General features: G+C 37.5%; 33 protein-coding genes. 5 read left to right on the top strand and 28 right to left on the bottom strand.

Features of this window, described 5'->3' with window-relative positions:
• Positions 1-35 precede the first annotated feature (35 nt).
• From IGI87_RS01035 to IGI87_RS01005, 7 genes are all read right to left on the bottom strand, one after another.
• Positions 36-1,022 (bottom strand): hypothetical protein, encoded by a 987-nt coding sequence (locus IGI87_RS01035; protein ID WP_074653926.1) that lies wholly within the window; start codon positions 1,020-1,022, stop codon positions 36-38.
• The gene (locus IGI87_RS01030) at positions 1,019-1,519 is read right to left on the bottom strand and encodes a hypothetical protein (RefSeq protein ID WP_438736054.1); all 501 of its coding nucleotides are present in this window, start codon (positions 1,517-1,519) and stop codon (positions 1,019-1,021) included. Before IGI87_RS01030 ends, IGI87_RS01035 begins: the two co-directional genes overlap by 4 nt.
• A 96-nt stretch (positions 1,520-1,615) precedes the next feature.
• Positions 1,616-1,843, bottom strand: a complete 228-nt coding sequence (locus tag IGI87_RS01025; protein ID WP_142666252.1) for a hypothetical protein — start codon at positions 1,841-1,843, stop codon at positions 1,616-1,618.
• A gap of 94 nt (positions 1,844-1,937) precedes the next feature.
• A complete protein-coding gene (locus IGI87_RS01020; RefSeq protein WP_438736053.1) occupies positions 1,938-2,681 on the bottom strand; it encodes a hypothetical protein in 744 nt (247 codons plus the stop codon).
• Between the two features lie 12 nt (positions 2,682-2,693).
• Positions 2,694-3,095 carry a hypothetical protein gene (locus IGI87_RS01015; RefSeq protein ID WP_438736052.1) on the bottom strand — a complete coding sequence of 134 codons (402 nt, stop codon included), beginning with the start codon at positions 3,093-3,095 and terminating at the stop codon, positions 2,694-2,696.
• 243 nt (positions 3,096-3,338) lie between these two features.
• Positions 3,339-3,527, bottom strand: a complete 189-nt coding sequence (locus IGI87_RS01010) for a hypothetical protein (RefSeq protein WP_438736051.1) — start codon at positions 3,525-3,527, stop codon at positions 3,339-3,341.
• Positions 3,528-3,537: 10 nt separating this feature from the next.
• Positions 3,538-4,251 (bottom strand): Rha family transcriptional regulator, encoded by a 714-nt coding sequence (locus tag IGI87_RS01005; RefSeq protein ID WP_438736050.1) that lies wholly within the window; start codon positions 4,249-4,251, stop codon positions 3,538-3,540.
• A gap of 50 nt (positions 4,252-4,301) precedes the next feature.
• Between IGI87_RS01005 and IGI87_RS01000 the strand changes: the two genes are divergently transcribed.
• Positions 4,302-4,478: a hypothetical protein gene (locus tag IGI87_RS01000; RefSeq protein ID WP_438736049.1), complete on the top strand. Its 177-nt coding sequence runs from the start codon at positions 4,302-4,304 to the stop codon at positions 4,476-4,478.
• Here IGI87_RS01000 and IGI87_RS00995 read toward each other — a convergent pair.
• Both IGI87_RS00995 and IGI87_RS00990 read right to left on the bottom strand, forming a co-directional pair.
• Positions 4,471-4,599 (bottom strand): hypothetical protein, encoded by a 129-nt coding sequence (locus IGI87_RS00995; protein WP_438736048.1) that lies wholly within the window; start codon positions 4,597-4,599, stop codon positions 4,471-4,473. The genes IGI87_RS01000 and IGI87_RS00995 overlap by 8 nt on opposite strands.
• A gap of 36 nt (positions 4,600-4,635) precedes the next feature.
• Entirely contained in the window at positions 4,636-4,971 is a 336-nt protein-coding gene (locus tag IGI87_RS00990; protein ID WP_438736047.1) for a MarR family transcriptional regulator, read from the bottom strand.
• Between the two features lie 61 nt (positions 4,972-5,032).
• On the opposite strand from IGI87_RS00990, the gene IGI87_RS00985 reads away from it, so the two are divergent.
• Positions 5,033-5,293: a hypothetical protein gene (locus tag IGI87_RS00985; RefSeq protein WP_438736045.1), complete on the top strand. Its 261-nt coding sequence runs from the start codon at positions 5,033-5,035 to the stop codon at positions 5,291-5,293.
• A gap of 149 nt (positions 5,294-5,442) precedes the next feature.
• Here IGI87_RS00985 and IGI87_RS00980 read toward each other — a convergent pair whose 3' ends face one another.
• Positions 5,443-5,661: a helix-turn-helix transcriptional regulator gene (locus tag IGI87_RS00980; RefSeq protein ID WP_438736044.1), complete on the bottom strand. Its 219-nt coding sequence runs from the start codon at positions 5,659-5,661 to the stop codon at positions 5,443-5,445.
• A 139-nt stretch (positions 5,662-5,800) separates the two neighbouring features.
• Between IGI87_RS00980 and IGI87_RS00975 the strand changes: the two genes are divergently transcribed.
• The 3 genes from IGI87_RS00975 to IGI87_RS00965 all read left to right on the top strand — a co-directional run bounded on the left by IGI87_RS00975 (position 5,801) and on the right by IGI87_RS00965 (position 8,307).
• Positions 5,801-6,520: an XRE family transcriptional regulator gene (locus IGI87_RS00975; RefSeq protein ID WP_438736043.1), complete on the top strand. Its 720-nt coding sequence runs from the start codon at positions 5,801-5,803 to the stop codon at positions 6,518-6,520.
• A 207-nt stretch (positions 6,521-6,727) separates the two neighbouring features.
• Complete coding sequence (locus IGI87_RS00970; RefSeq protein ID WP_438736042.1) at positions 6,728-7,114, top strand: hypothetical protein; 387 nt, start codon at positions 6,728-6,730, stop codon at positions 7,112-7,114.
• Positions 7,115-7,170: 56 nt separating this feature from the next.
• Positions 7,171-8,307 carry a tyrosine-type recombinase/integrase gene (locus IGI87_RS00965; RefSeq protein WP_438736041.1) on the top strand — a complete coding sequence of 379 codons (1,137 nt, stop codon included), beginning with the start codon at positions 7,171-7,173 and terminating at the stop codon, positions 8,305-8,307.
• A 114-nt stretch (positions 8,308-8,421) separates the two neighbouring features.
• Here the strand turns inward: IGI87_RS00965 and IGI87_RS00960 are convergent, their stop codons facing one another.
• The 18 genes from IGI87_RS00960 to IGI87_RS00875 form a co-directional block, all read right to left on the bottom strand.
• Positions 8,422-9,597, bottom strand: a complete 1,176-nt coding sequence (locus IGI87_RS00960; protein WP_438736039.1) for an amidohydrolase — start codon at positions 9,595-9,597, stop codon at positions 8,422-8,424.
• 15 nt (positions 9,598-9,612) lie between these two features.
• Complete coding sequence (locus tag IGI87_RS00955) at positions 9,613-10,812, bottom strand: hypothetical protein (protein ID WP_438736038.1); 1,200 nt, start codon at positions 10,810-10,812, stop codon at positions 9,613-9,615.
• Positions 10,809-11,042: a hypothetical protein gene (locus IGI87_RS00950; RefSeq protein WP_104855118.1), complete on the bottom strand. Its 234-nt coding sequence runs from the start codon at positions 11,040-11,042 to the stop codon at positions 10,809-10,811. The genes IGI87_RS00955 and IGI87_RS00950 overlap by 4 nt, the downstream gene beginning before the upstream one ends.
• A gap of 45 nt (positions 11,043-11,087) precedes the next feature.
• Entirely contained in the window at positions 11,088-11,471 is a 384-nt protein-coding gene (gene rplQ / locus IGI87_RS00945) for a 50S ribosomal protein L17 (RefSeq protein WP_002356228.1), read from the bottom strand.
• Positions 11,472-11,544: 73 nt separating this feature from the next.
• Entirely contained in the window at positions 11,545-12,483 is a 939-nt protein-coding gene (locus tag IGI87_RS00940) for a DNA-directed RNA polymerase subunit alpha (protein ID WP_002356227.1), read from the bottom strand.
• Positions 12,484-12,563: 80 nt separating this feature from the next.
• Positions 12,564-12,953 carry a 30S ribosomal protein S11 gene (gene rpsK, locus IGI87_RS00935; protein WP_002356226.1) on the bottom strand — a complete coding sequence of 130 codons (390 nt, stop codon included), beginning with the start codon at positions 12,951-12,953 and terminating at the stop codon, positions 12,564-12,566.
• 27 nt (positions 12,954-12,980) lie between these two features.
• Entirely contained in the window at positions 12,981-13,346 is a 366-nt protein-coding gene (gene rpsM, locus IGI87_RS00930; protein ID WP_002356225.1) for a 30S ribosomal protein S13, read from the bottom strand.
• Between the two features lie 19 nt (positions 13,347-13,365).
• Positions 13,366-13,482 carry a 50S ribosomal protein L36 gene (rpmJ, locus tag IGI87_RS00925; RefSeq protein WP_002288710.1) on the bottom strand — a complete coding sequence of 39 codons (117 nt, stop codon included), beginning with the start codon at positions 13,480-13,482 and terminating at the stop codon, positions 13,366-13,368.
• A 32-nt stretch (positions 13,483-13,514) separates the two neighbouring features.
• Positions 13,515-13,733, bottom strand: coding sequence for a translation initiation factor IF-1 (gene infA / locus IGI87_RS00920; protein ID WP_002356224.1), 219 nt, complete (start codon positions 13,731-13,733; stop codon positions 13,515-13,517).
• A 210-nt stretch (positions 13,734-13,943) separates the two neighbouring features.
• Positions 13,944-14,594 carry an adenylate kinase gene (locus tag IGI87_RS00915; protein ID WP_002356223.1) on the bottom strand — a complete coding sequence of 217 codons (651 nt, stop codon included), beginning with the start codon at positions 14,592-14,594 and terminating at the stop codon, positions 13,944-13,946.
• Between the two features lie 86 nt (positions 14,595-14,680).
• Positions 14,681-15,979 carry a preprotein translocase subunit SecY gene (secY, locus tag IGI87_RS00910; RefSeq protein WP_104855117.1) on the bottom strand — a complete coding sequence of 433 codons (1,299 nt, stop codon included), beginning with the start codon at positions 15,977-15,979 and terminating at the stop codon, positions 14,681-14,683.
• Positions 15,980-16,420 (bottom strand): 50S ribosomal protein L15, encoded by a 441-nt coding sequence (gene rplO / locus IGI87_RS00905; protein ID WP_002356221.1) that lies wholly within the window; start codon positions 16,418-16,420, stop codon positions 15,980-15,982.
• 47 nt (positions 16,421-16,467) lie between these two features.
• A complete protein-coding gene (rpmD, locus tag IGI87_RS00900; RefSeq protein WP_002356220.1) occupies positions 16,468-16,647 on the bottom strand; it encodes a 50S ribosomal protein L30 in 180 nt (59 codons plus the stop codon).
• Between the two features lie 14 nt (positions 16,648-16,661).
• The gene (gene rpsE / locus IGI87_RS00895) at positions 16,662-17,162 is read right to left on the bottom strand and encodes a 30S ribosomal protein S5 (protein WP_002356219.1); all 501 of its coding nucleotides are present in this window, start codon (positions 17,160-17,162) and stop codon (positions 16,662-16,664) included.
• 20 nt (positions 17,163-17,182) lie between these two features.
• Complete coding sequence (gene rplR, locus IGI87_RS00890) at positions 17,183-17,539, bottom strand: 50S ribosomal protein L18 (protein WP_002356218.1); 357 nt, start codon at positions 17,537-17,539, stop codon at positions 17,183-17,185.
• Between the two features lie 160 nt (positions 17,540-17,699).
• On the bottom strand, positions 17,700-18,236 hold the full coding sequence (gene rplF / locus IGI87_RS00885; protein WP_002356217.1) for a 50S ribosomal protein L6: 537 nt from the start codon (positions 18,234-18,236) through the stop codon (positions 17,700-17,702).
• Positions 18,237-18,267: 31 nt separating this feature from the next.
• Entirely contained in the window at positions 18,268-18,666 is a 399-nt protein-coding gene (gene rpsH, locus IGI87_RS00880) for a 30S ribosomal protein S8 (protein ID WP_104855116.1), read from the bottom strand.
• A gap of 35 nt (positions 18,667-18,701) precedes the next feature.
• Positions 18,702-18,887 (bottom strand): type Z 30S ribosomal protein S14, encoded by a 186-nt coding sequence (locus IGI87_RS00875; protein WP_002356214.1) that lies wholly within the window; start codon positions 18,885-18,887, stop codon positions 18,702-18,704.
• Positions 18,888-18,896 lie beyond the last annotated feature (9 nt).

The following is an 18,896-nucleotide window of genomic DNA, read 5'->3' as shown; positions in this document are numbered from 1 at the left end:
TGAGAGGGAAAAATACCCTCTCTATTTATTTGCAATTAAAATGGTAAATCATCGTTAGAGATATCAATTTCTTTTCCATTAAAAGGAGGATTTGAATCATCAAACAGGCTTTCTTGTTCTGCTGGTAATTCCATTTCCTTTAGGTAAGCGATACAACGCTCTGCTTGCTCTTTATTGTAGTTTTTGTAGCCACCTAATTGGCGCTCTTTCATAAACACTTCTTCTGACAAGCCCTGTTTCTGGCTAATGGTTTGAATGAATTGCTCAATGACTTCTAATTGATGTTCTCCAGCACGTTCGCTAGTTGGTTTATTTGCATAATCATTTGTTGATTGTGTTTCGGCTTCAGCCAAAACCATTGCCGCGGCTTGCTTCATCGCATCATCTTTCGCATTCTCTTTCAACCACTTAAGATAGCCTTTATCTTCTTGCTTGATTTCGCCTAATGTTTTTCCTTTATGTTTACCAAACGTTACTTTGGTTGACGATGCATCCCCTGTATTCATCGTTTCTATTTGTTCACGCTTAGCGAAGTCTTGTAAATCTTCCATATCCTGAGTAAACACTTCAGATAAACTAGCAATCGTTAGCGTAGCATCAATTTGTGCTCGTTTTTTCGCCATTTTCAGGCAGGTATTGGCCAAAGTGAATGGGTCTTGCTTAATATATTTTTTCTCTTTCGTGTTACAATGCCCCATCCCTTCCGTGATTTTCTGTCCGTTTTTCGAAAGGGTACACTTGATCGTATAGGCGAAGAAACCTTTATCATAATCTTGAATCCGTTCAATTTCTTCGTATTCGCTTGTTACTCCAAACAACATCTGAATTTTTTCGGCTCCTGGTTTTAATAGAGTAGGCTTATTTGTTCCCGGAATTACACCAAAGTCTTGTCCGCTCTTCAAATTGTTTTGTACGACTGTTTGAAAGTTTGCGATTGCCTGTAGTTGTTGCGTTACTTTTTCAAGGTTTGCATCCATGATCATATCCATGGAACTATTTTTTGTCGTAATTTCTGTTGTCATCCTTTTTTCACCTTCACTTTCACTTCAACGCCTTTTACATTTACTTTTAAATTGGGGATAATACATCCATTATCATCAATGACTTGATTGTCCTCTGTTAAATGGAAGACGCCATCAGCAATTAATTTCTTGAAGTCATTCTGGATAGGTTTATATTCCGTCGCTTCTTTAATAAGTCCTGGATGTTCTTGTCTTAGATATTGAATAAACGGTTCTTTTTCTTCCTTGTCTTTTGGTAACTGTAATTTATAATTGGCTGGGCGAGACAAGTTTGGTTGTTTCTTGGTTAAAACAAAACTCTCTGTTTCTACTTTTCCATCTTCTCCCATTTGCTCTAAAATTAACGTTTTTAACGTTTCAATCTCTTGTTGGTATTCTTTGTCAACAGTCTCTCTAGCTGCCTGTAATTCCATTATTTTTCGCGTGTACTCTTTATATTTCAAGCCTTTTTCTTGTTCAAGCTGTTCAAGATGTCTTGTCAATTCCTCTAAGGTCATTCGTCTTCCTCCTCGTCAACTTCCCATGTTGGCTCTAACACTTCTTTTTCTTTTGGGGGCTCTTGTCTTGCTCCTAATGAATCAAATTCAGGCATACTACCACTCCCATACTAGTTTAGCTTTTGTGTCGTCCTTGTGATCTAAAATGTCAATTCCCTCAAGTTCTAAAGAGGCTCTAAACTGATGTGTAAGTCCTCTTTTACGGACCACTACGCTCGTTTGTCCATAGCTTGAAGCTGTGTGGATGGCTTTAACTACTTCATTTTGTTCGTATGCCAACATATTTTCATGAATTGAATCGTTTAATCCGGTAATATCAATCATTGCTTTCCCTCCAAAACCATATATGTTATAATATGGTTACTATAATTTGTTTTGTTGACCAACAAGGACGGCTATCCTTGCTGGTCTTTTTTATTTAGCCAATAATGACAACATGACCCTCTTTAATTTCTGTTTCTAATTCACCAGTTAGATAATTTAAAATACTTTCAACCGCTTCGTTCTTCCATAGTCCTCCATCAGCTTCAAACAATGCGCATTCGCCTCGTTTATTAATTCTAAATACAAATGGGCTAGCCGGTTGTTCTACTTCTAAAAACGTTCTGTACGGTCGTAATTCAGCCGGGCTTGGCACTTCTGCTTTTGTTAATGTAGCGGCACCTTCTTTTACCGTTACTTGTTGCGAGATACCGTTATCGGTCAGGTCACCCCCACCTTCAATTCTAATTGAACTTGCACAGGCAAGAATCGCTGATGCGTCCAAATCTCGTTGGATGAGTGATTGAACATTGATAATAAAATCTTCCGAATCCATGAATCGTCGATAAGGAAACTTATCCAATAATAGATTTGCTTCAATTAAACTTTCTCTCTTTCGGTCTTCGTCTAGTCTAGATAAAACACTAACTTTTGTTGGCCCATCAATATGAATCAAGAGACCTAAACCACCTTTGTACTTCTCAAAATTTGATTTCAGATACCCTACTAACCCTGAGAGCGAATTTACGATTAACGTTTCTGCACGCTTAATTGGCGTAAGTTCTTCTAAGTGCGCTTTATTTTTGTCATAAAAGGTTTTCCCTTTTTCCAAATAAATAACTTCTTGCCCATCTCGTAACTCAACTGCATACTTCAATGCTTCTCTTAAATCTTCTGCCATCTTAGTTTCCTCCTAGTTTTGTTTAAATTTTTTAATATTTGAATGTTCTAGTTTTGTAATAGGTGTGCCCTGGTCATCCTTTAACTCTGAATCTTCTGGATCGAAATAGGTTTGTCCTCGTTGTCCACTTTTCAACTCATTCGCTACAAGTTTTCCCTTTTCATCTCGTCCAATTAGTACCCGTGATGTAACTTCATCTCTAGGGACCAGTTTAGATTTAACGACAGCGTTCATAACAAAATCTTCTCGATACTCATTAGGCTTAATATCTAACGTAATGGTTATCTGCCGTTTTTTAGTTGCATCAGTATTAGGGTCAAGAATATTTTCGACGACGGTATGCATTACATGGTTGAATTGCTCTTGCAATGCGCCTTCGTTTATTTCACTTAGTAAAACTTGCTTGTTCTTCATTCGTTTTTTCCTCCTAGTATGTGTTATAATTTAATTCATCAGATTATTTTTGCGACTTACTGCTTGCCGGCTTGAGTCGCTTTTTTGTTTATCGACATAGCATTACACCCGCTAAACAAGCAAGTAAAGTAATATTCAGTAACACACTTGCATAGCAGATTGCTTGTACACGTCTTGCTCTATAAAGCGGATTTGCCGATAGAGCTGCTAAACCTTTTTTATTCATCTTCATTTTCCCCTTTCTTACAATCTTTGAACTTTATTTTCTAGCTCCATTTCACGTAAAAATTCCAACTCGCTTTGCATCCTCGATAATTCCTTATCCGTCAGTCTGCCAGATTTCTTTAATGCTTCTCTGTCTATTTGAATCATGCGGCGTTCAGCTTGGATTTGTTCATATATCCATTTTTGCTGTTCTTCGTTGTAGGACATGCTAACCTCCCTACGCTATGTCGTTTAAGTCTAAACTCATTTGTCTTACAACTGTTTTTGTGGCTGTGGACGGCTCCCAGTCATTGATATATTCAATTACGATTGGATAATGTTTTTCCCTTAATTGTGATCGAGTCCCCACGCCGGTGATTTGCTTAATACCTGAATTAATATCTTTGTATAACTTGCCACGCTGTTCCTTTGTGATTTTCCCAAATCCTCTTGCAACTTCTGCTACTCGTTGATGAACTCGACGTGATAAGTAGCTATAATCATCTGCACCGATTTTTTGATTGTCTTTTAAGTCGGCTACTTCTTTTTCTATTACATCTACACGCTCATTTGTTTCTTCGTTTGCTGATAAAGCAAGCATTGCTAGTTCTCTTTTGGAAGTTGGTAGTTTGGGCTGTTGAATTTCTTTTTCCATTTGATTAAAAGCCTCAATATATTTCAGTTTGAATTCCAACACTTTTTGAGTGTTATTAAAACCTAATACCGCTAGCGTAAATCCATCTCGATTCATATAAACAACACGGTAAGCCTGTTTGTTTTGTGGATGAATATAAGTGTCTTCACAAAATAGGTCTGCATATTTTTGTGCAAGCCCCTCTTTCAAATCATCAATTGCTTTTAAAACAGCTCTATGTTCTTTTCCGAAAGTTTCAGCAACTTGTAAACTACTTGTGACCGCTTGTTGGTCTTTCATAATTACTAAATTTGTCATTTTGTTTGTTTCCTTTCTGGTATAATTATTTTGAAAGCGAGGTGAAAAATATGTCTTTAACTAACGAACAACGTGCTCATGATTTGGCTATTGCGTCATTGCCTTTTGCAAGATCAATAATTCAACAACGAAACCAAAATGGTGAAGATATTGTTTTTGATGTTTATCTTGAGTACAAAAAATTATATGAAGCTTCTCTAGAAGCTATGACAAGAGATTTTAAATAATCTTTTGCCCGTTTAAGAACAGTCCAGTGATACTATTACTGTTTTTATCCTCTTGACTACTTCCGATAGTTGAGAGGATATTTTTTATTTCTTGCTCAGTTCCTTCGATTGTTATCTTCATGTTCTGTTTCCTCCTTAATTAGTTTGCTTGTATTTGTTACATTGCTCGCATTTTCCAGTTAAGCTTATCTTGATAAATCACCTTACCATCATGAATAGCTTTTACTTCTTCTGCTTGACTACCATCGTATTCGTTTTCTTTCCCTCGCTTACCAATAGGCTCAACGTTATACTTTTTCAATATTCGATGAACGTGTCCTTTTGAACATCCCCACTTGTCTGCAAGTTCCTGCAACGTGAAAAACGTTTGCTTTGATTTAGCGAAGTAAGTTTCTTCTGTTTCTTTTAACGCTTCCTCTTTTGTGGTCTGAGCCATTCCACGCCAACCAAGGAGCATCATTTGTTCATATTCCGTTACTTCAATTATTGGCATCTGAGCCACCTCCTATGTTGCTTGTATGATATAATTCATCTAGAAAGTGAGGTGAATTATTATGAATATCAATAGCGAATTAAAACATGAGTACCATTTTAAAGACAACGGTCATTTTATCGAAACACCCTTTGTGCAAAGTGATGAAGATGCGAAGCACAATATCATTAACACTTCATCATTTAAAGGAAGTTTCATTGAATACTCAAACGGAGTATGTGTATTGGTAGTTTCGGGTGTCGCCGAAGGTAAAGTAACCTACTATACAAATTATCCGTTAAAAGAAATTAGCCCTAACCGTTTTGAGTTTAATCTTTCTTAAATCCAAAACCATGTAACGACCATTCCCACACACCATTATTCACGGGAATGGTTATTTTATTTTCTTTGTCATTAACGTTCATTTTCGTACCTCCTATGATGATTTTTTAAGCTGATTCTTCCGATCACAATTGGCATTGTGATTACCTCCTACGCCAGTTGTTTGCTCTTCGTGTACTTGGTAGGCAAAAAAATTTCCTCCATATTTTTTCCGTAATGAGCAGCGATTATAAACATTTCGTTACTTTTAAATTGATTATTTCCTTTTTCTTTAAGACGATAGCTTTCTTCGCTGACACCTATTAATTCGGCTAATTCTTTTTGTGTATCCCCTGCTTCTTTTCTGATTTTATATAAATTCCATTGCATTATTAGTTCCTCCCTTCGTTATCTATAAATCCATGGTACACGAAACGCAAACTAAAGTCAATAATAAAGTTTGCTTTTCGTGTATTTTTTTGTTGCACCCAAAGTTTTTTTGAGGTAATATAAACTTAGGTTAAGGGAGGTGACTGAAATCAAAGTAGAAAATTTATCTCAATATATAGGTAATAGAATAAAATTTTACCGAGTTAAAAGAAAAATGACCCAAGAAGAATTAGCGAATCGTTTAGGTACAAAAAAAGCTACAATATCTAATTATGAAACTGGTTATCGTTCTCCTCAGCAGGATATGCTATTTGAACTGGCAAGAGTATTAGAAATTTCCATAAACGACCTATTCCCGGCAACTCAAAAATCAAAAGAAAACAATTTTATAGAAACAATCTACAAAAAACTAGAACCACCTAGAAAAGAAAAAGTCTACAATTATGCTGAAAAACAACTACACGAACAAGAAACAATCAATAATAAAGTTATTCCTCTTGTCGGTAAGTCCGCAGCAAATCCTGCTGTATTAGAATATGGCGACATAGATATTGAACAGCAATCATTCGCTCATGTACCAGATAATGCTGATTGCGCTATTTATATCCAAGGTGATTCGATGGAACCGTTAATAAAAAATGGGAGCATTGTTTTTTATAAGAAACAATGTGATGTTGAAAATGGCGAAATCGCAATCGTAGAGATCGATGGTGACGGGGTTACATGTAAGAAGCTTATTAAGGACTACGAAAATGAACGTATCATATTGAGGTCTATTAACAAAAAATATGATGATAGAGTTCTGAAATGTGAAGAAATTAGAATTATTGGTAAGGTGGTTACGCCTGATAAAGATTAATATATCTTAAATATTATTTATAGGAGGTCACAATGGAGATAACAATCTTATTAACTTCGTTAATTTTTTTCGTCATTTTTTGTGTTTTGTTGGTTCAAGATATATATCAAAAGAAATTTTCAAAAAAAACAAAGTGGATATTTCTCTTATTTAGTATAGTAATGTATATTGCTCTTACTATCTACGGAAATATTGTAGGGAGATAATATGAAAAGATTATTGAGAAATTTGTTTTTGGTAGCTATCGCTTTCCTGTTTTTAACAGCATGTAGTCAAAAACAAGAAGGCAAGAATGTTTCTGATAGCTCACTTAGCCAAAATGAGCCTTCAGAAAAACAAAAAGATTTACTTGTAGCCTATACTCAACAAGAATGTGAAGATAGAAGTATAGACCTAACTTATCAAGGACCAGATTCTTGGAATGTAGCAGTGAATGAGATTAATGGGAAAAAATTATGGATTACTACTACTAAAGACAAGAAGTATGGCAGAGTTAAAACTATTTATGAATGGGATGGGCAAAAAGATTCTGGCGCCTCCCTTATTTATCTTCTTGCCAGCGGAAATGAATTAGTAAATAAAATGAAAGACTAGCCTTCGGGCTTTTCTTTTTCAATCAGTAAGAACATATATTCGAGGAGCTGATTAACGTGGCTAATATCAAAAAATACACAAAAAAAGATGGATCAACTGCCTATATGTTTAACGCATATTTAGGCATTGATCCATTAACTGGTAAAAGTAAGCGCACTACAAGACGCGGGTTTAGAACACAGAAAGAAGCGAAATTAGCGCTTGCACAGTTGCAACTAGAGATTGAGAATGGTAGTTTCGTTAAACAGGATTACAGTCGTTTTAAAGATGTTTATGAGCTTTGGTATGCTCAATATGTAAATAGTGTAAAAAAAAGCACTGCTCAAAGAGTTGAGTATTATTTTGTTAAACAGATACTACCAATTTTCGGAGAACTTAAAATAAACAAAATAACCCCTGCCTTTTGTCAAAACGCAGTTAACGAGTGGTTTTCTACATCTCGTAGTTGTTCGGCTTTAAAAATATATACTTCAAAAGTTTTTGGGTTCGCTATTAATCAACATTTAATAACTGATAATCCAATGAATAGAATTATTATGCCTAGAAAACAAAGAACACCTCCAAAATTAAAAGAACAGAAATTCTTGGATAAGGAACAATTGAATAACCTTTTGTCCGTGATTCAGTCTAATGAAACATATCAGTCTTTTGTTATGTTTAGATTATTGGCTTTTACTGGGATAAGAAAAGGCGAGCTGCTAGCCCTAGTTTGGGAAGATATTAATCTTCAGGAAGAAACATTGTCAATTAATAAGAGTGTCTCATCATTAATTGATGGTCCAATAATTACTAGTACAAAAACGATAGCTTCCGAAAGAAAAATATCCATAGACCCACCAACTCTAGACTATCTTAAAATATGGAAACTAAAACAAAAAAAGTTGCTTCTTTCTAGAGGAATAAGAGTTAAGTCTAACGATAGACAACTTATCTTTAGTAATCAAAAAAATGAAATTCTTTATCATAATTATTTAAAGGAGATTATTGATAAATATCCTGAATATCAAATAACCGTACATTCTTTTAGACATACACATTCATCTCTATTATTTGAAGCCGGGGCAAGTATTAAACAAGTTCAAGAACGATTAGGACACGCTGATATAAAAACAACTTTAGATATCTACACTCATGTGACTAAGAGTGCAGAAAAAGACACACCGAATATCTTTTTGAAGTATATGAATTCATAGTATGGTATTCATTATGGTATTCAATATACAATATACACTTAAAATATACTGATTTAACATGCTTTTAATAAGATAGTTCTTGTTCTCATAAAACAAGAAGTTACTGATTTTCTTTTAGAAATGTGTCTTCAAATATTCAAACGCATATTGGGCATATAACTCAGCACCCATTGCCATCGCATCTTCATCAATATTAAAACGACCATGGTGATGTGCCCATTCCGTATCTTTTTCTGGATTACCACTTCCCACTAAGGCAAAACAGCCAGAAGCATGTTCAGTATAATAACTGAAGTCTTCACCACCAGTTGTCGGCTCTTCTTGTCTTAAGGCCGCTTCACCAAAATTTTCCTTAATTAGTGCTTGGGCAAACAAGGCATCCTGCTCATCATTAATCACTGGCAACGTTCCATATTGATAATCTAACGAAGCCGTCCCACCGTAGATAGCAGCTGTTTGTTCCGCATAGCGTTGCAACGCCTGTTCTACTCGATTACGCGTTGCTACACTAAAGCAACGAACGGTTCCTTCTAAACGTGCATTCTCAGCAATCACATTAAAACGGGTCCCCACATCCATCCGTCCAATCGTGACAACTACTGGATCTAAAGGATCTGTCTCCCGAGAAACAATCGTTTGCAGATTCATCACGAAAGAAGAAGCTATAACTGTCGCATCAATACAAGCGTTGGGCATCGCACCATGGCCACCACGGCCTTTAAAATCAACAGAAAAAATATCCGCGGATGCGAAACTTGAGCCCACTCGACACGAAGCGGTTCCTACAGGCATTTGTGACCAGATATGTAAGCCAAATACATCATCAACACCGGTCATTGCGCCTTGCGCAACCATTGCTTTAGCGCCTTGCGCATTCTCTTCAGAAGGTTGAAAAATTAACCGTACCGTTCCCTGAAGTTCTTCTTGAATTTCTTTTAATACTTTAGCCGCTGTTACTAACATCGCGGTATGAGAATCATGCCCACATGCATGCATCTTGCCAGCTTCTAAAGATTTATAAGCTAAATCTTCATTTAATTCCTGTACAGGTAAGGCATCCATATCAGCCCGCAGCGCAACCACTCGGCCTGGTTTGCCGCCCACAATTTCAGCAATTAAACCCGTCGGTTCTGTTTTGCGATAAGTAATTCCCAATTGATCAAGAACTTCCGTGACTTTTTCTGTCGTTCGAAATTCTTCAAATTGTAATTCTGGATGTTGGTGTAAATCCCGTCGAAAAGCAATCATTTCCTGTGCATGCTGTTTGACTAGTGCTTTGATTTTTTTCATACTTACGCCCCGTTTCTACAAACTTAATAAAATACTTGAAAAAATACCCGCTAAAATAACCGAAACAATGGTGACTGTTACGAAACCTGCCACTAACATCGGTGGCATTAAATGGCTCGTTAAAGCCGCCTGTTCTTGTTCATCTTCTGTCAATGATTGAATCACTTCATTAGTAATAATATAATCGGCTGGAAAGCCATATAAAGCTGTCAACGAAACAGCGAATGCCATCTCTTTACTCACACCTAATATACGACCAACAATTGCTGAAAAGATGTACATCCCGATAACACCAATCACAATAATCCCAATCATTGGTAAAAATAAATCCATCAACATTTCAGGTGTGGCTTGTTTTAAGCCATCAAAGACAAAAAGCATTAACCCTAAAATCGCAAAACCAAAGCTATTTGCTTTCTGCAATGGTTGCTTTTCTAAAAAGCCTAAAGACGTTGCAATCACACCAAAACATAAACACAACACAAAAGGACTAATCGTCACAAACGGTGCCGTCCACACAGAAACATAATAAGCGAGTGTGGCAACTAAGGCTAAACGTAAAATTCGTGAATAATCTGTATGATATCGTTTTGGTACTTTTTCAAATAGTTTAGGCACATCTGGTTCTGCTCCTGTTTCTTGCCCCTCTTGTTCATGAAGCGGCTGCCATGTGCCTGCTCGGTATTCTTGAAGCTTCCGCTTTCCTTCTTTTTTTAGAACAATTGAAGTTAAGGGATAACCTGCAAACCCTTGAATGACATAAATTAAAATTGCCAAAACTGAAAGTGAGGCTAAACCAGCTGATTGAGCCGCTTCTGACATTACTAATGAAGAAACTAAACCTCCTACTAACGGCGGGATTGCAACTAAAACTGTTTTTAAATCAAAAACAAAAGTCCCTACAGCTAACAACAAGGCAATAATGCCCAGAATACCTGACAAAGCAATCACAATCGTTTTCCATTGATTAACCAATTCTTTAACAGAGAGCAAAGTGCCCATATTAGTAATCAACAGATACATTAATAAAGTGGCCACCACTGTAGGAATTCCTGCCACTTCCACAATATTTTGTGGAAAAATAGTCCAATAACCAAGAATAAATAAAACACCACAAACAAAAACAGATGGAATCCAAGCTTTTGTTTTGATAGAAACCACATCACCAATGTATAAAATAACCATCAGCAACGAAAAAGCAAACATTTGCGTCATATAATTCCCCCTTCTACTAAATCAGATTGTTTAATTATCTGAAAATTCCAATTAATAATCAGTATAACAAACCGCAAAAGCTTCTGCAATGCTTTTAAGAAACAAAAAAGCTTTGAGAAAACAGCGTTTTCCCAAAGCAAAAAAAAATCACCTTTATATGATGAGTGCTCCCCTGCTAAAGCCATCTTTAGCAGGGAAAGCAGAGCTAGACTCGGAGTCGCCTCCAACATCATAACACTCTAAAAGAAACATCTATAAAGTGATCGGTTTATTAATTATTTAACAAATTCGATAACTACCATTGGTGCTGCATCGCCGCGTCTTGGTTCTGTCTTCAAGATACGAGTGTAACCACCTTGGCGTTCCGCGAAACGAGGTCCTAAATCGTTAAATAGCTTTTGTAAAGCTGATTCAACAACGATAGACTCATCTTCTTCACGAACACTAGCAACTTCATTACGAACGAAAGTAGCTGCTTGACGACGTGCATGAAGATCTCCACGTTTACCTAAAGTAATCATTTTTTCTACAGTTGAACGTACTTCTTTCGCACGAGCTTCAGTAGTTACGATGCGTTCGTTGATGATTAAATCAGTTGTAATATCACGTAGCATAGCTTTACGTTGGCTTGATGTGCGTCCTAATTTACGGTAACTCACGTTGGGTTCCCTCCTTCGTTTCTGTTCTCACGAGCCACTGCTGTTAAGCAGGACTGGAAACTTCGTAAAAGTCTTAATCGTCCTTACGTAATCCTAATCCTAGATCATGCAATTTAAGTTTTACTTCTTCAAGAGATTTACGACCTAAATTACGTACTTTGATCATTTCTGGTTCGGATTTGTTTGTAAGTTCTTGTACAGTATTAATGCCTGCACGTTTTAAACAGTTATATGAACGAACTGATAAATCAAGTTCTTCAATCGTCATTTCTAGCATTTTCTCTTTTTGAGTTTCTTCTTTTTCCACCATGATTTCAGCGTTTTTCGCTTCGTCAGTAAGGTTTACAAAGATATCTAAATGCTCAGTCATGATTTTCGCAGCTAAACTTAGTGCTTCTTGAGGAATGATTGAACCATCTGTCCATATTTCCATTGTTAATTTGTCGAAATCATCACGACGACCAACACGTGTATTTTCTACTTGGTAGTTAACACGACGAACGGGTGTGTAGATGGAATCAACTGGAAGTACACCGATTGGCATATCTTCTTTTTTGTTTTCGTCTGCTTGAACATAGCCACGACCAGGTTTCACTGTTAAGCGAGCATGGAAAGTAGCTCCTTCAGCAACACTACAGATAACTAAATCTTTATTTAGGATCTCAACATCACTGTCCACGATAATATCGCCGGCAGTCACGGTAGCGGGTCCTGTAATATCGATCTCAAGGGTTTTCTCTTCTTCAGCATATAATTTCAATGCTAAGCCTTTAATATTCAAAATAATTTGTGTTACGTCTTCTCGTACACCTGGAATGGTTGAGAATTCGTGTAAAACACCATCGATTTGAATATTCGTAATTGCAGCTCCTGGTAAAGAAGACAATAAAATACGACGTAGAGAGTTACCTAAAGTAGTTCCGTAACCGCGTTCTAATGGTTCAACGACGAACTTACCATAATCTCTATTTTCATCAATTTTTTCGATTCTTGGTTTTTCAAATTCAATCATTCTTATCTATACCCCTTTCAAAACGAAAAGTGTCTTGTTCAATGACGTTCCTAATTCAAACTCAGAATGAGTGGCGCTCATTAAACACGACGGCGTTTTGGAGGGCGGCATCCATTATGAGGAACTGGAGTCACGTCACGAATTGCAGTCACTTCTAAACCTGTTGCTTGTAATGAACGAATTGCTGCTTCACGTCCAGAACCAGGTCCTTTAACTGTTACGTCTACAGTTTTAAGTCCATGTTCCATTGCCACTTTAGTTGCGGCTTCTGCAGCCATTTGAGCGGCAAAAGGAGTTGATTTTTTGCTTCCTTTAAAGCCTAATGATCCTGCTGATGACCATGCTAATGCATTACCATGTGTATCAGTAATCATTACGATTGTATTGTTGAATGTAGAATGGATATGTGCTACACCTGATTCTATATTCTTTTTGACACGGCGTTTACGACTAACTTTTTTTGCTGCCATGAAGTTCTAACCTCCTTCACTTAGGAATTATTTTTTCTTGCCTGCTACTGTTTTAGTAGGGCCTTTACGAGTACGTGCATTATTTTTCGTGTTTTGTCCACGAGTTGGTAATCCACGACGGTGACGGATTCCACGGTATGAACCGATTTCCATCAAGCGTTTGATGTTTAAGTTCACTTCACGACGAAGATCCCCTTCAACTTTTAACTTATCAATTTCCGCACGAATCGCATCTGTTTGTTCGTTTGTTAAATCACGTACACGAACATCTTCAGATACGCCAACGTTTGCTAAAACTTTTTTAGCTGTAGTGTTACCAATACCATAAATGTAAGTAAGAGAAACTACTACACGTTTGTCACGAGGGATGTCTACTCCTGCAATACGAGCCATTATTCGTTACACCTCCTAATTATCCTTGACGTTGTTTATGTTTTGGATTTGCTGGGCAAATAACCATAACACGTCCTTTACGGCGAATTACTTTACAATGTTCACACATTGGTTTTACTGATGGTCTTACTTTCATGATAATACCTCCTGTGGTTTTACGGAGTACAATTATTTAAAGCGATAAGTAATACGGCCACGCGTTAAATCATACGGTGATAATTCAACTGTTACTTTGTCACCAGGTAAGATACGGATGTAGTGCATACGGATTTTACCTGAAACAGTAGCAAGAACTTGGTGTCCATTTTCTAGTTCGACTTTAAACATTGCATTCGGCAAAGTTTCGACGACTGTACCTTCGACTTCAATCATATCTTCTTTTGCCACGCACAGTACCTCCTTGTACTTGTTTCGCGTTTTCACACGATAAAACGGCGGAAACTCCAGCTCCCACCTAGAAATTCTCAACTAACTTCGTTATTCATTTTGATGTCACAAAACTGTAGAAGTCGGACTGATATATTCTACCATATTTAGTTATGTTTTGGCAAGAGAAACTGAATACAACAACAGGGTTAAACTGCGGGCAATTGGAAATTAGTTTTCGTCAATGATTTTTTTCACATCAGAAAAAACAGTATCGATTTCGCGATTGCCATCGATTGTATGCATCAAGCCTTGTTCTTTATAGAAAGCTAAGATTGGTGCGCTACTTTCAATGTTGACTGCCAAACGATTTTTAACCGTTTCGGGCTTATCATCTTCTCTTTGGTAGAACTCATGTCCGCCACAGCGATCACAAGTGCCTTCAACTTTTGGCGGGTTGAATAATTTATGATACGTTGCGCCACATGTGCGACAGATGAATCGTCCAGCTAAACGCTCGATTAATACATCTTCTTCTACATGGATGTCAATGACAGCATCAATTTTTTTGTTTAATTCTTTAAGCATTGTATCTAATGCTTTTGCTTGATCCAGCGTACGTGGGAAACCATCTAATAGGAATCCTTTGTCTGTGTCTGGTTCAGCAAGGCGTTCTTTAACAATTCCGTTTGTTACTTCGTCAGGAACCAGTTCACCTTTATCGATATAAGATTTCGCTTCTAGGCCCAAGGCAGTTTCATTTTTCATTGCTGCACGGAACATATCTCCAGTAGAAATATGTGGAATGCCATACGTATCAATGATTTTTTCTGCTTGGGTGCCTTTACCTGCTCCAGGTAATCCCATTAAAATGAGGTTCATATATTCTCCTCCTAATTTTAAAGACCGGCTTATGAAGCTAGCCATATGTGAGAATGGTGCTGAGGTAAAACCTCAACACTCGATTCTTACTTATTGATAAAGCCGACATATTGACGTTTCATCATTAATCCTTCTAATTGTTTCGTTGTTTCTAATGCAACCCCGATAACGATTAGTAAACTTGTTCCACCTAAACCGATTGATTGAGGTAAATTCCAAACCATTTGCGCAATAATTGGAAGTAAAGCAACAAGTCCTAGGAAAATTGAGCCGACAACACTTAATCTCATTAACACGCCAGATACATATTCTTCTGTACCTTTACCTGGTCGCACGCTTGGAATGTAGCTTCCTTGTTTTTGTAAGTTTTCCGCTAATTTCTCAGGGTTTACTTGAACAAATGCATAGAAGAACGTAAACGCAACGATTAGGACAGTATAGATGATTGCCCCTGGAACTGTGTTATAACTGAAGATTTTTGTCATAATGTCATACCAATTTTCACCAGCGAATTTTGATGAGAAAGCTTGTAAAATGGCATTTGGTGTTGCAATTAACGAGCTGGCAAAGATAACTGGAATAACCCCAGCAGCATTTACTTTTAATGGTAAATAACTACTTGTTGGTGCACCAGAAACACGTTTTGTATATTGGATTGGAATCTTACGTTCTGCTTGTTGGAAGAACGTTACGACTGTAACAATCACCAAAACAGCAATAACTAAGATTGCAATGAAAATAACAGATTGCCAAATACGAGAAGACTCGATATTGACGAAGTAATCTTCGTAGATTTCTTTGACTGCTCCTGGCAAACGAGAAATAATCCCGGCAAAGATAATCATTGAAACACCATTTCCGATTCCTTTTTCTGTAATTTGTTCACCCATCCAAGTCACAAACATCGTCCCAGCAGTTAAAATAACTGCAATCATCACAAAGGTACCTAAGGTTGGATTGTTGACAATCCCAGTTTGACTTAAGCTATTAAAACCAGCAGTGATCCCCATTGACTGAGCCACACCCAAGACAATCGTTAGATATCTTGTTGCTTGATTTAATTTCTTGCGCCCAACTTCCCCTTGTTTTGACCATTCGACAAATCTAGGTACAATATCCATTTGCAATAGTTGAATAATAATAGATGCTGTAATGTATGGCGAAACCCCCATCGAGAAGATAGAGAAGTTTTGCATTGCACTACCACTCACCATATTCAACATATTCAAAAATGGTAAGCTACTTAAATCAGACAATCCCTTTGCATTCACCCCGGGCACAGTAATGTGCGCACCTAGGCGAAATACAAACAAGATTAAAACTGTAAATAAGATTTTTGATCTAATGTCTTTGACTTTAAAGGCGTTCTTTAATAGCTTGAACAATTAGATCACCTCGATTGAACCACCAGCAGCTTCGATAGCTTCTTGTGCTGATTTCGAGAATTTAGCTGCTTTCACAGTTAATTTTTTCGTTAACTCACCATCTGCAAGAACTTTGATTCCTGCTTTTTCGTTTTTAACGATTCCTGCTTCTTTTAGGACAACAGGAGTTACTTCTGTTCCATCTTCAAAACGGTTTAAAGTATCTAAGTTTACAACAGCGTAGTCTTTACGATTAATGTTCGTAAACCCACGTTTTGGTAAGCGACGGAATAATGGAGTTTGACCCCCTTCAAATCCTAAACGAACACCACCGCCTGAACGGGCTTTTTGCCCTTTTTGTCCACGGCCAGCTGTTTTACCATTACCAGATGAAGTACCACGTCCAACACGGTTACGTACTTGGCGTGAGCCCTCAGCAGGTTTTAATTCATGAAGTTTCATAGGTTTGGCACCTCCTTAAGCAATCTTCTATTACAAATCTATAAATCTTAAACTTCTTCTACGTCCACTAAATGTGAAATAGTGTTAACCATGCCTTTGATTGCTTCATTGGCAGGTTTTGTAACAGTACTATTCACTTTACCTAAACCTAACGCTTTAACTGTAGCACGTTGGTTTTGAGGACGTCCGATAACACTGCGTTTTAAAGTAATTTTTAATTCAGCCATTATTTTTGTCCTCCTTAACCGATAATTTCTTCTACAGATTTACCGCGAAGTGCTGCCACTTCTTCGGCACGTTTTAATTGTTTTAGACCTTCAACAGTTGCGCGAACAACGTTAATAGGTGTGTTTGAACCTAGTGATTTAGATGTAATATCTGCTACACCAGCTAATTCCAATACGGCACGAACTGGTCCACCAGCAGCTACCCCAGAACCTTCTACTGCAGGTTTCATAAGGATACGGCCGCCACCAAATACGCCAATTACTTCGTGCGGGATAGTAGAACCAACCATAGGCACTTCAACTAAGTTTTTCTTCGCGTCTTCGATTGCTTTACGGATAGCTTCAGGTACTTCTTGTGCTTTACCAGTACCGAAACCAACGTGTCCGTTTTTGTCACCGACAACAACTAAAGCTGCGAAACGTAAACGACGTCCACCTTTAACAACTTTTGTTACACGGTTGATCGCTACAACGCGGTCTTCTAATTCCAAATGTTTTGGATCAATATAAACCATGAATGGTGTTCCTCCTTCTCCTAAAATTCTAGTCCATTTTCACGAGCAGCTTCAGCTAAAGCTTGCACGCGGCCATGGTAAAGGTATCCACCACGGTCGAAGACTACTTTTTTGATGCCTTTTTCAGCGGCACGTTCAGCAACTAGTTTACCAACAGCTGCAGCTGTTTCTGTTTTTGTTCCACCTGAAATTTCTTTATCCAAGGCAGAGGCACTTGCTAGCGTCACACCCGCTACGTCATCAATGACTTGCGCGTAGATGTTTTTGTTAGAACGGAAAATGTTCAAGCGTGGGCACTCAGCAGTACCAGAGATTTTGTTACGTACACGACGATGTCTCTTTTGACGTGTTTTGTTTTTATCTGGTTTTGTAATCACAATTTTCACCTCTTTGATTTAATGTTTACTACTAATATTTCAAGCAGTCAGCAGATTACGGAAAAGAGAAGCTGGCAGACAAGACAAAAGCATTTTATTGGAAAAATCCCATAAAATGACAGTTGCTTGTTGTTGACTTCTGTTTTCTACACAGCTGTTATTATTTACCAGTTTTACCTTCTTTACGGCGTACAAATTCACCAACATAGCGAATCCCTTTGCCTTTATAAGGTTCTGGAGGACGAACGCCACGGATGTTAGCAGCTAATTCACCAACAACTTCTTTGTTGATGCCTTTAACGATAACTTGTGTGTTCGCAGGTACTTCAAATGTTACGCCTTCTGGTGCTGTCATTTCGACAGGATGAGAATAACCAACGTTTAAAGTTAATTTGTTGCCTTGTACTTGGGCACGGTATCCGACCCCGATAAGTTCAAGTGCTTTTTGGAAACCTTCAGAAACACCAACAACCATGTTGTTGAAGTTTGCACGAGTTGTTCCGTGAATTGTTTTCATTTCTTTTGAATCGTTTGGACGAGTGAATGTCACTTCGTTTCCTTCGATGTTCATTTTGATATCAGAAGAAAATTCGCGTGTTAATTCACCTTTAGGTCCTTTAACTGTAATGTTGTTTCCGTCTTGCTTGATTTCAACACCAGCAGGAAGAACAACAACTTTATTACCAATACGGCTCACTTAGAGACACCTCCTTGTGTATTTTTTAGAATTACCATACGTAGGCGATTACTTCGCCGCCGATATTTTTCGCTCTAGCTTCTTTGTCAGTAATTACACCCTCTGATGTAGAGATGATTGCAATTCCTAGACCGTTTAATACTTTTGGTACTTCGTCAGCTTTTACGTATGCACGTAAACCTGGTTTAGAAATACGTTTTAAGTTTGTGATAACACGTTCTTCGTTTTTACCATATTTTAGGAAAACACGGATTACGTTTTGTTTGTCATCTTCGATGTATTCTACGTCGCGGATAAATCCTTCACGTTTCAGGATTTCTGCGATATCACGTTTGATTTTTGAAGCAGGTACTTCTAAAGTTTCATGTTTAACCATGTTCGCATTACGAATGCGAGTTAGAAAATCTGCAATTGGATCTGTCATGACCATTGAACTATTTACCTCCTTTATGCGAGTTTACTTGTTTACCAGCTAGCTTTCTTCACGCCGGGAATTTGACCTTTATAGGCAAGTTCGCGGAAGCAAATACGGCAAAGATGAAATTTACGATAAACTGAATGTGGACGTCCACAACGTTCACAACGAGTATATGCTTGTGTTGAATGTTTAGCAGGACGTTTGTTTTTAGCAATCATTGATTTTTTAGCCACGTAGTTCGC

It is taken from the genome of Enterococcus sp. DIV1444a (assembly GCF_051712125.1).
Lineage (GTDB): Bacteria > Bacillota > Bacilli > Lactobacillales > Enterococcaceae > Enterococcus > Enterococcus faecalis.
Note: the sequence above shows the minus strand (reverse complement) of the source record. Positions and strands in the feature narration are given on the sequence as shown.

Bases quoted from the DNA above. Each gene is read 5' to 3' on its own strand.
- IGI87_RS01035 (WP_074653926.1), bottom strand. From the start codon at position 1,022: ATGACAACAGAAATTACGACAAAAAATAGTTCCATGGATATGATCATG.
- IGI87_RS01030 (WP_438736054.1), bottom strand. From the start codon at position 1,519: ATGACCTTAGAGGAATTGACAAGACATCTTGAACAGCTTGAACAAGAA.
- IGI87_RS01025 (WP_142666252.1), bottom strand. From the start codon at position 1,843: ATGATTGATATTACCGGATTAAACGATTCAATTCATGAAAATATGTTG.
- IGI87_RS01020 (WP_438736053.1), bottom strand. From the start codon at position 2,681: ATGGCAGAAGATTTAAGAGAAGCATTGAAGTATGCAGTTGAGTTACGA.
- IGI87_RS01015 (WP_438736052.1), bottom strand. From the start codon at position 3,095: ATGAAGAACAAGCAAGTTTTACTAAGTGAAATAAACGAAGGCGCATTG.
- IGI87_RS01010 (WP_438736051.1), bottom strand. From the start codon at position 3,527: ATGTCCTACAACGAAGAACAGCAAAAATGGATATATGAACAAATCCAA.
- IGI87_RS01005 (WP_438736050.1), bottom strand. From the start codon at position 4,251: ATGACAAATTTAGTAATTATGAAAGACCAACAAGCGGTCACAAGTAGT.
- IGI87_RS01000 (WP_438736049.1), top strand. From the start codon at position 4,302: ATGTCTTTAACTAACGAACAACGTGCTCATGATTTGGCTATTGCGTCA.
- IGI87_RS00995 (WP_438736048.1), bottom strand. From the start codon at position 4,599: ATGAAGATAACAATCGAAGGAACTGAGCAAGAAATAAAAAATATCCTC.
- IGI87_RS00990 (WP_438736047.1), bottom strand. From the start codon at position 4,971: ATGCCAATAATTGAAGTAACGGAATATGAACAAATGATGCTCCTTGGT.
- IGI87_RS00985 (WP_438736045.1), top strand. From the start codon at position 5,033: ATGAATATCAATAGCGAATTAAAACATGAGTACCATTTTAAAGACAAC.
- IGI87_RS00980 (WP_438736044.1), bottom strand. From the start codon at position 5,661: ATGCAATGGAATTTATATAAAATCAGAAAAGAAGCAGGGGATACACAA.
- IGI87_RS00970 (WP_438736042.1), top strand. From the start codon at position 6,728: ATGAAAAGATTATTGAGAAATTTGTTTTTGGTAGCTATCGCTTTCCTG.
- IGI87_RS00960 (WP_438736039.1), bottom strand. From the start codon at position 9,597: ATGAAAAAAATCAAAGCACTAGTCAAACAGCATGCACAGGAAATGATT.
- IGI87_RS00955 (WP_438736038.1), bottom strand. From the start codon at position 10,812: ATGACGCAAATGTTTGCTTTTTCGTTGCTGATGGTTATTTTATACATT.
- IGI87_RS00950 (WP_104855118.1), bottom strand. From the start codon at position 11,042: ATGTTGGAGGCGACTCCGAGTCTAGCTCTGCTTTCCCTGCTAAAGATG.
- IGI87_RS00940 (WP_002356227.1), bottom strand. From the start codon at position 12,483: ATGATTGAATTTGAAAAACCAAGAATCGAAAAAATTGATGAAAATAGA.
- rpsK (WP_002356226.1), bottom strand. From the start codon at position 12,953: ATGGCAGCAAAAAAAGTTAGTCGTAAACGCCGTGTCAAAAAGAATATA.
- rpsM (WP_002356225.1), bottom strand. From the start codon at position 13,346: ATGGCTCGTATTGCAGGAGTAGACATCCCTCGTGACAAACGTGTAGTA.
- rpmJ (WP_002288710.1), bottom strand. From the start codon at position 13,482: ATGAAAGTAAGACCATCAGTAAAACCAATGTGTGAACATTGTAAAGTA.
- IGI87_RS00915 (WP_002356223.1), bottom strand. From the start codon at position 14,594: ATGAACCTCATTTTAATGGGATTACCTGGAGCAGGTAAAGGCACCCAA.
- rplO (WP_002356221.1), bottom strand. From the start codon at position 16,420: ATGAAACTTCATGAATTAAAACCTGCTGAGGGCTCACGCCAAGTACGT.
- rpmD (WP_002356220.1), bottom strand. From the start codon at position 16,647: ATGGCTGAATTAAAAATTACTTTAAAACGCAGTGTTATCGGACGTCCT.
- rpsE (WP_002356219.1), bottom strand. From the start codon at position 17,162: ATGGTTTATATTGATCCAAAACATTTGGAATTAGAAGACCGCGTTGTA.
- rpsH (WP_104855116.1), bottom strand. From the start codon at position 18,666: ATGGTCATGACAGATCCAATTGCAGATTTTCTAACTCGCATTCGTAAT.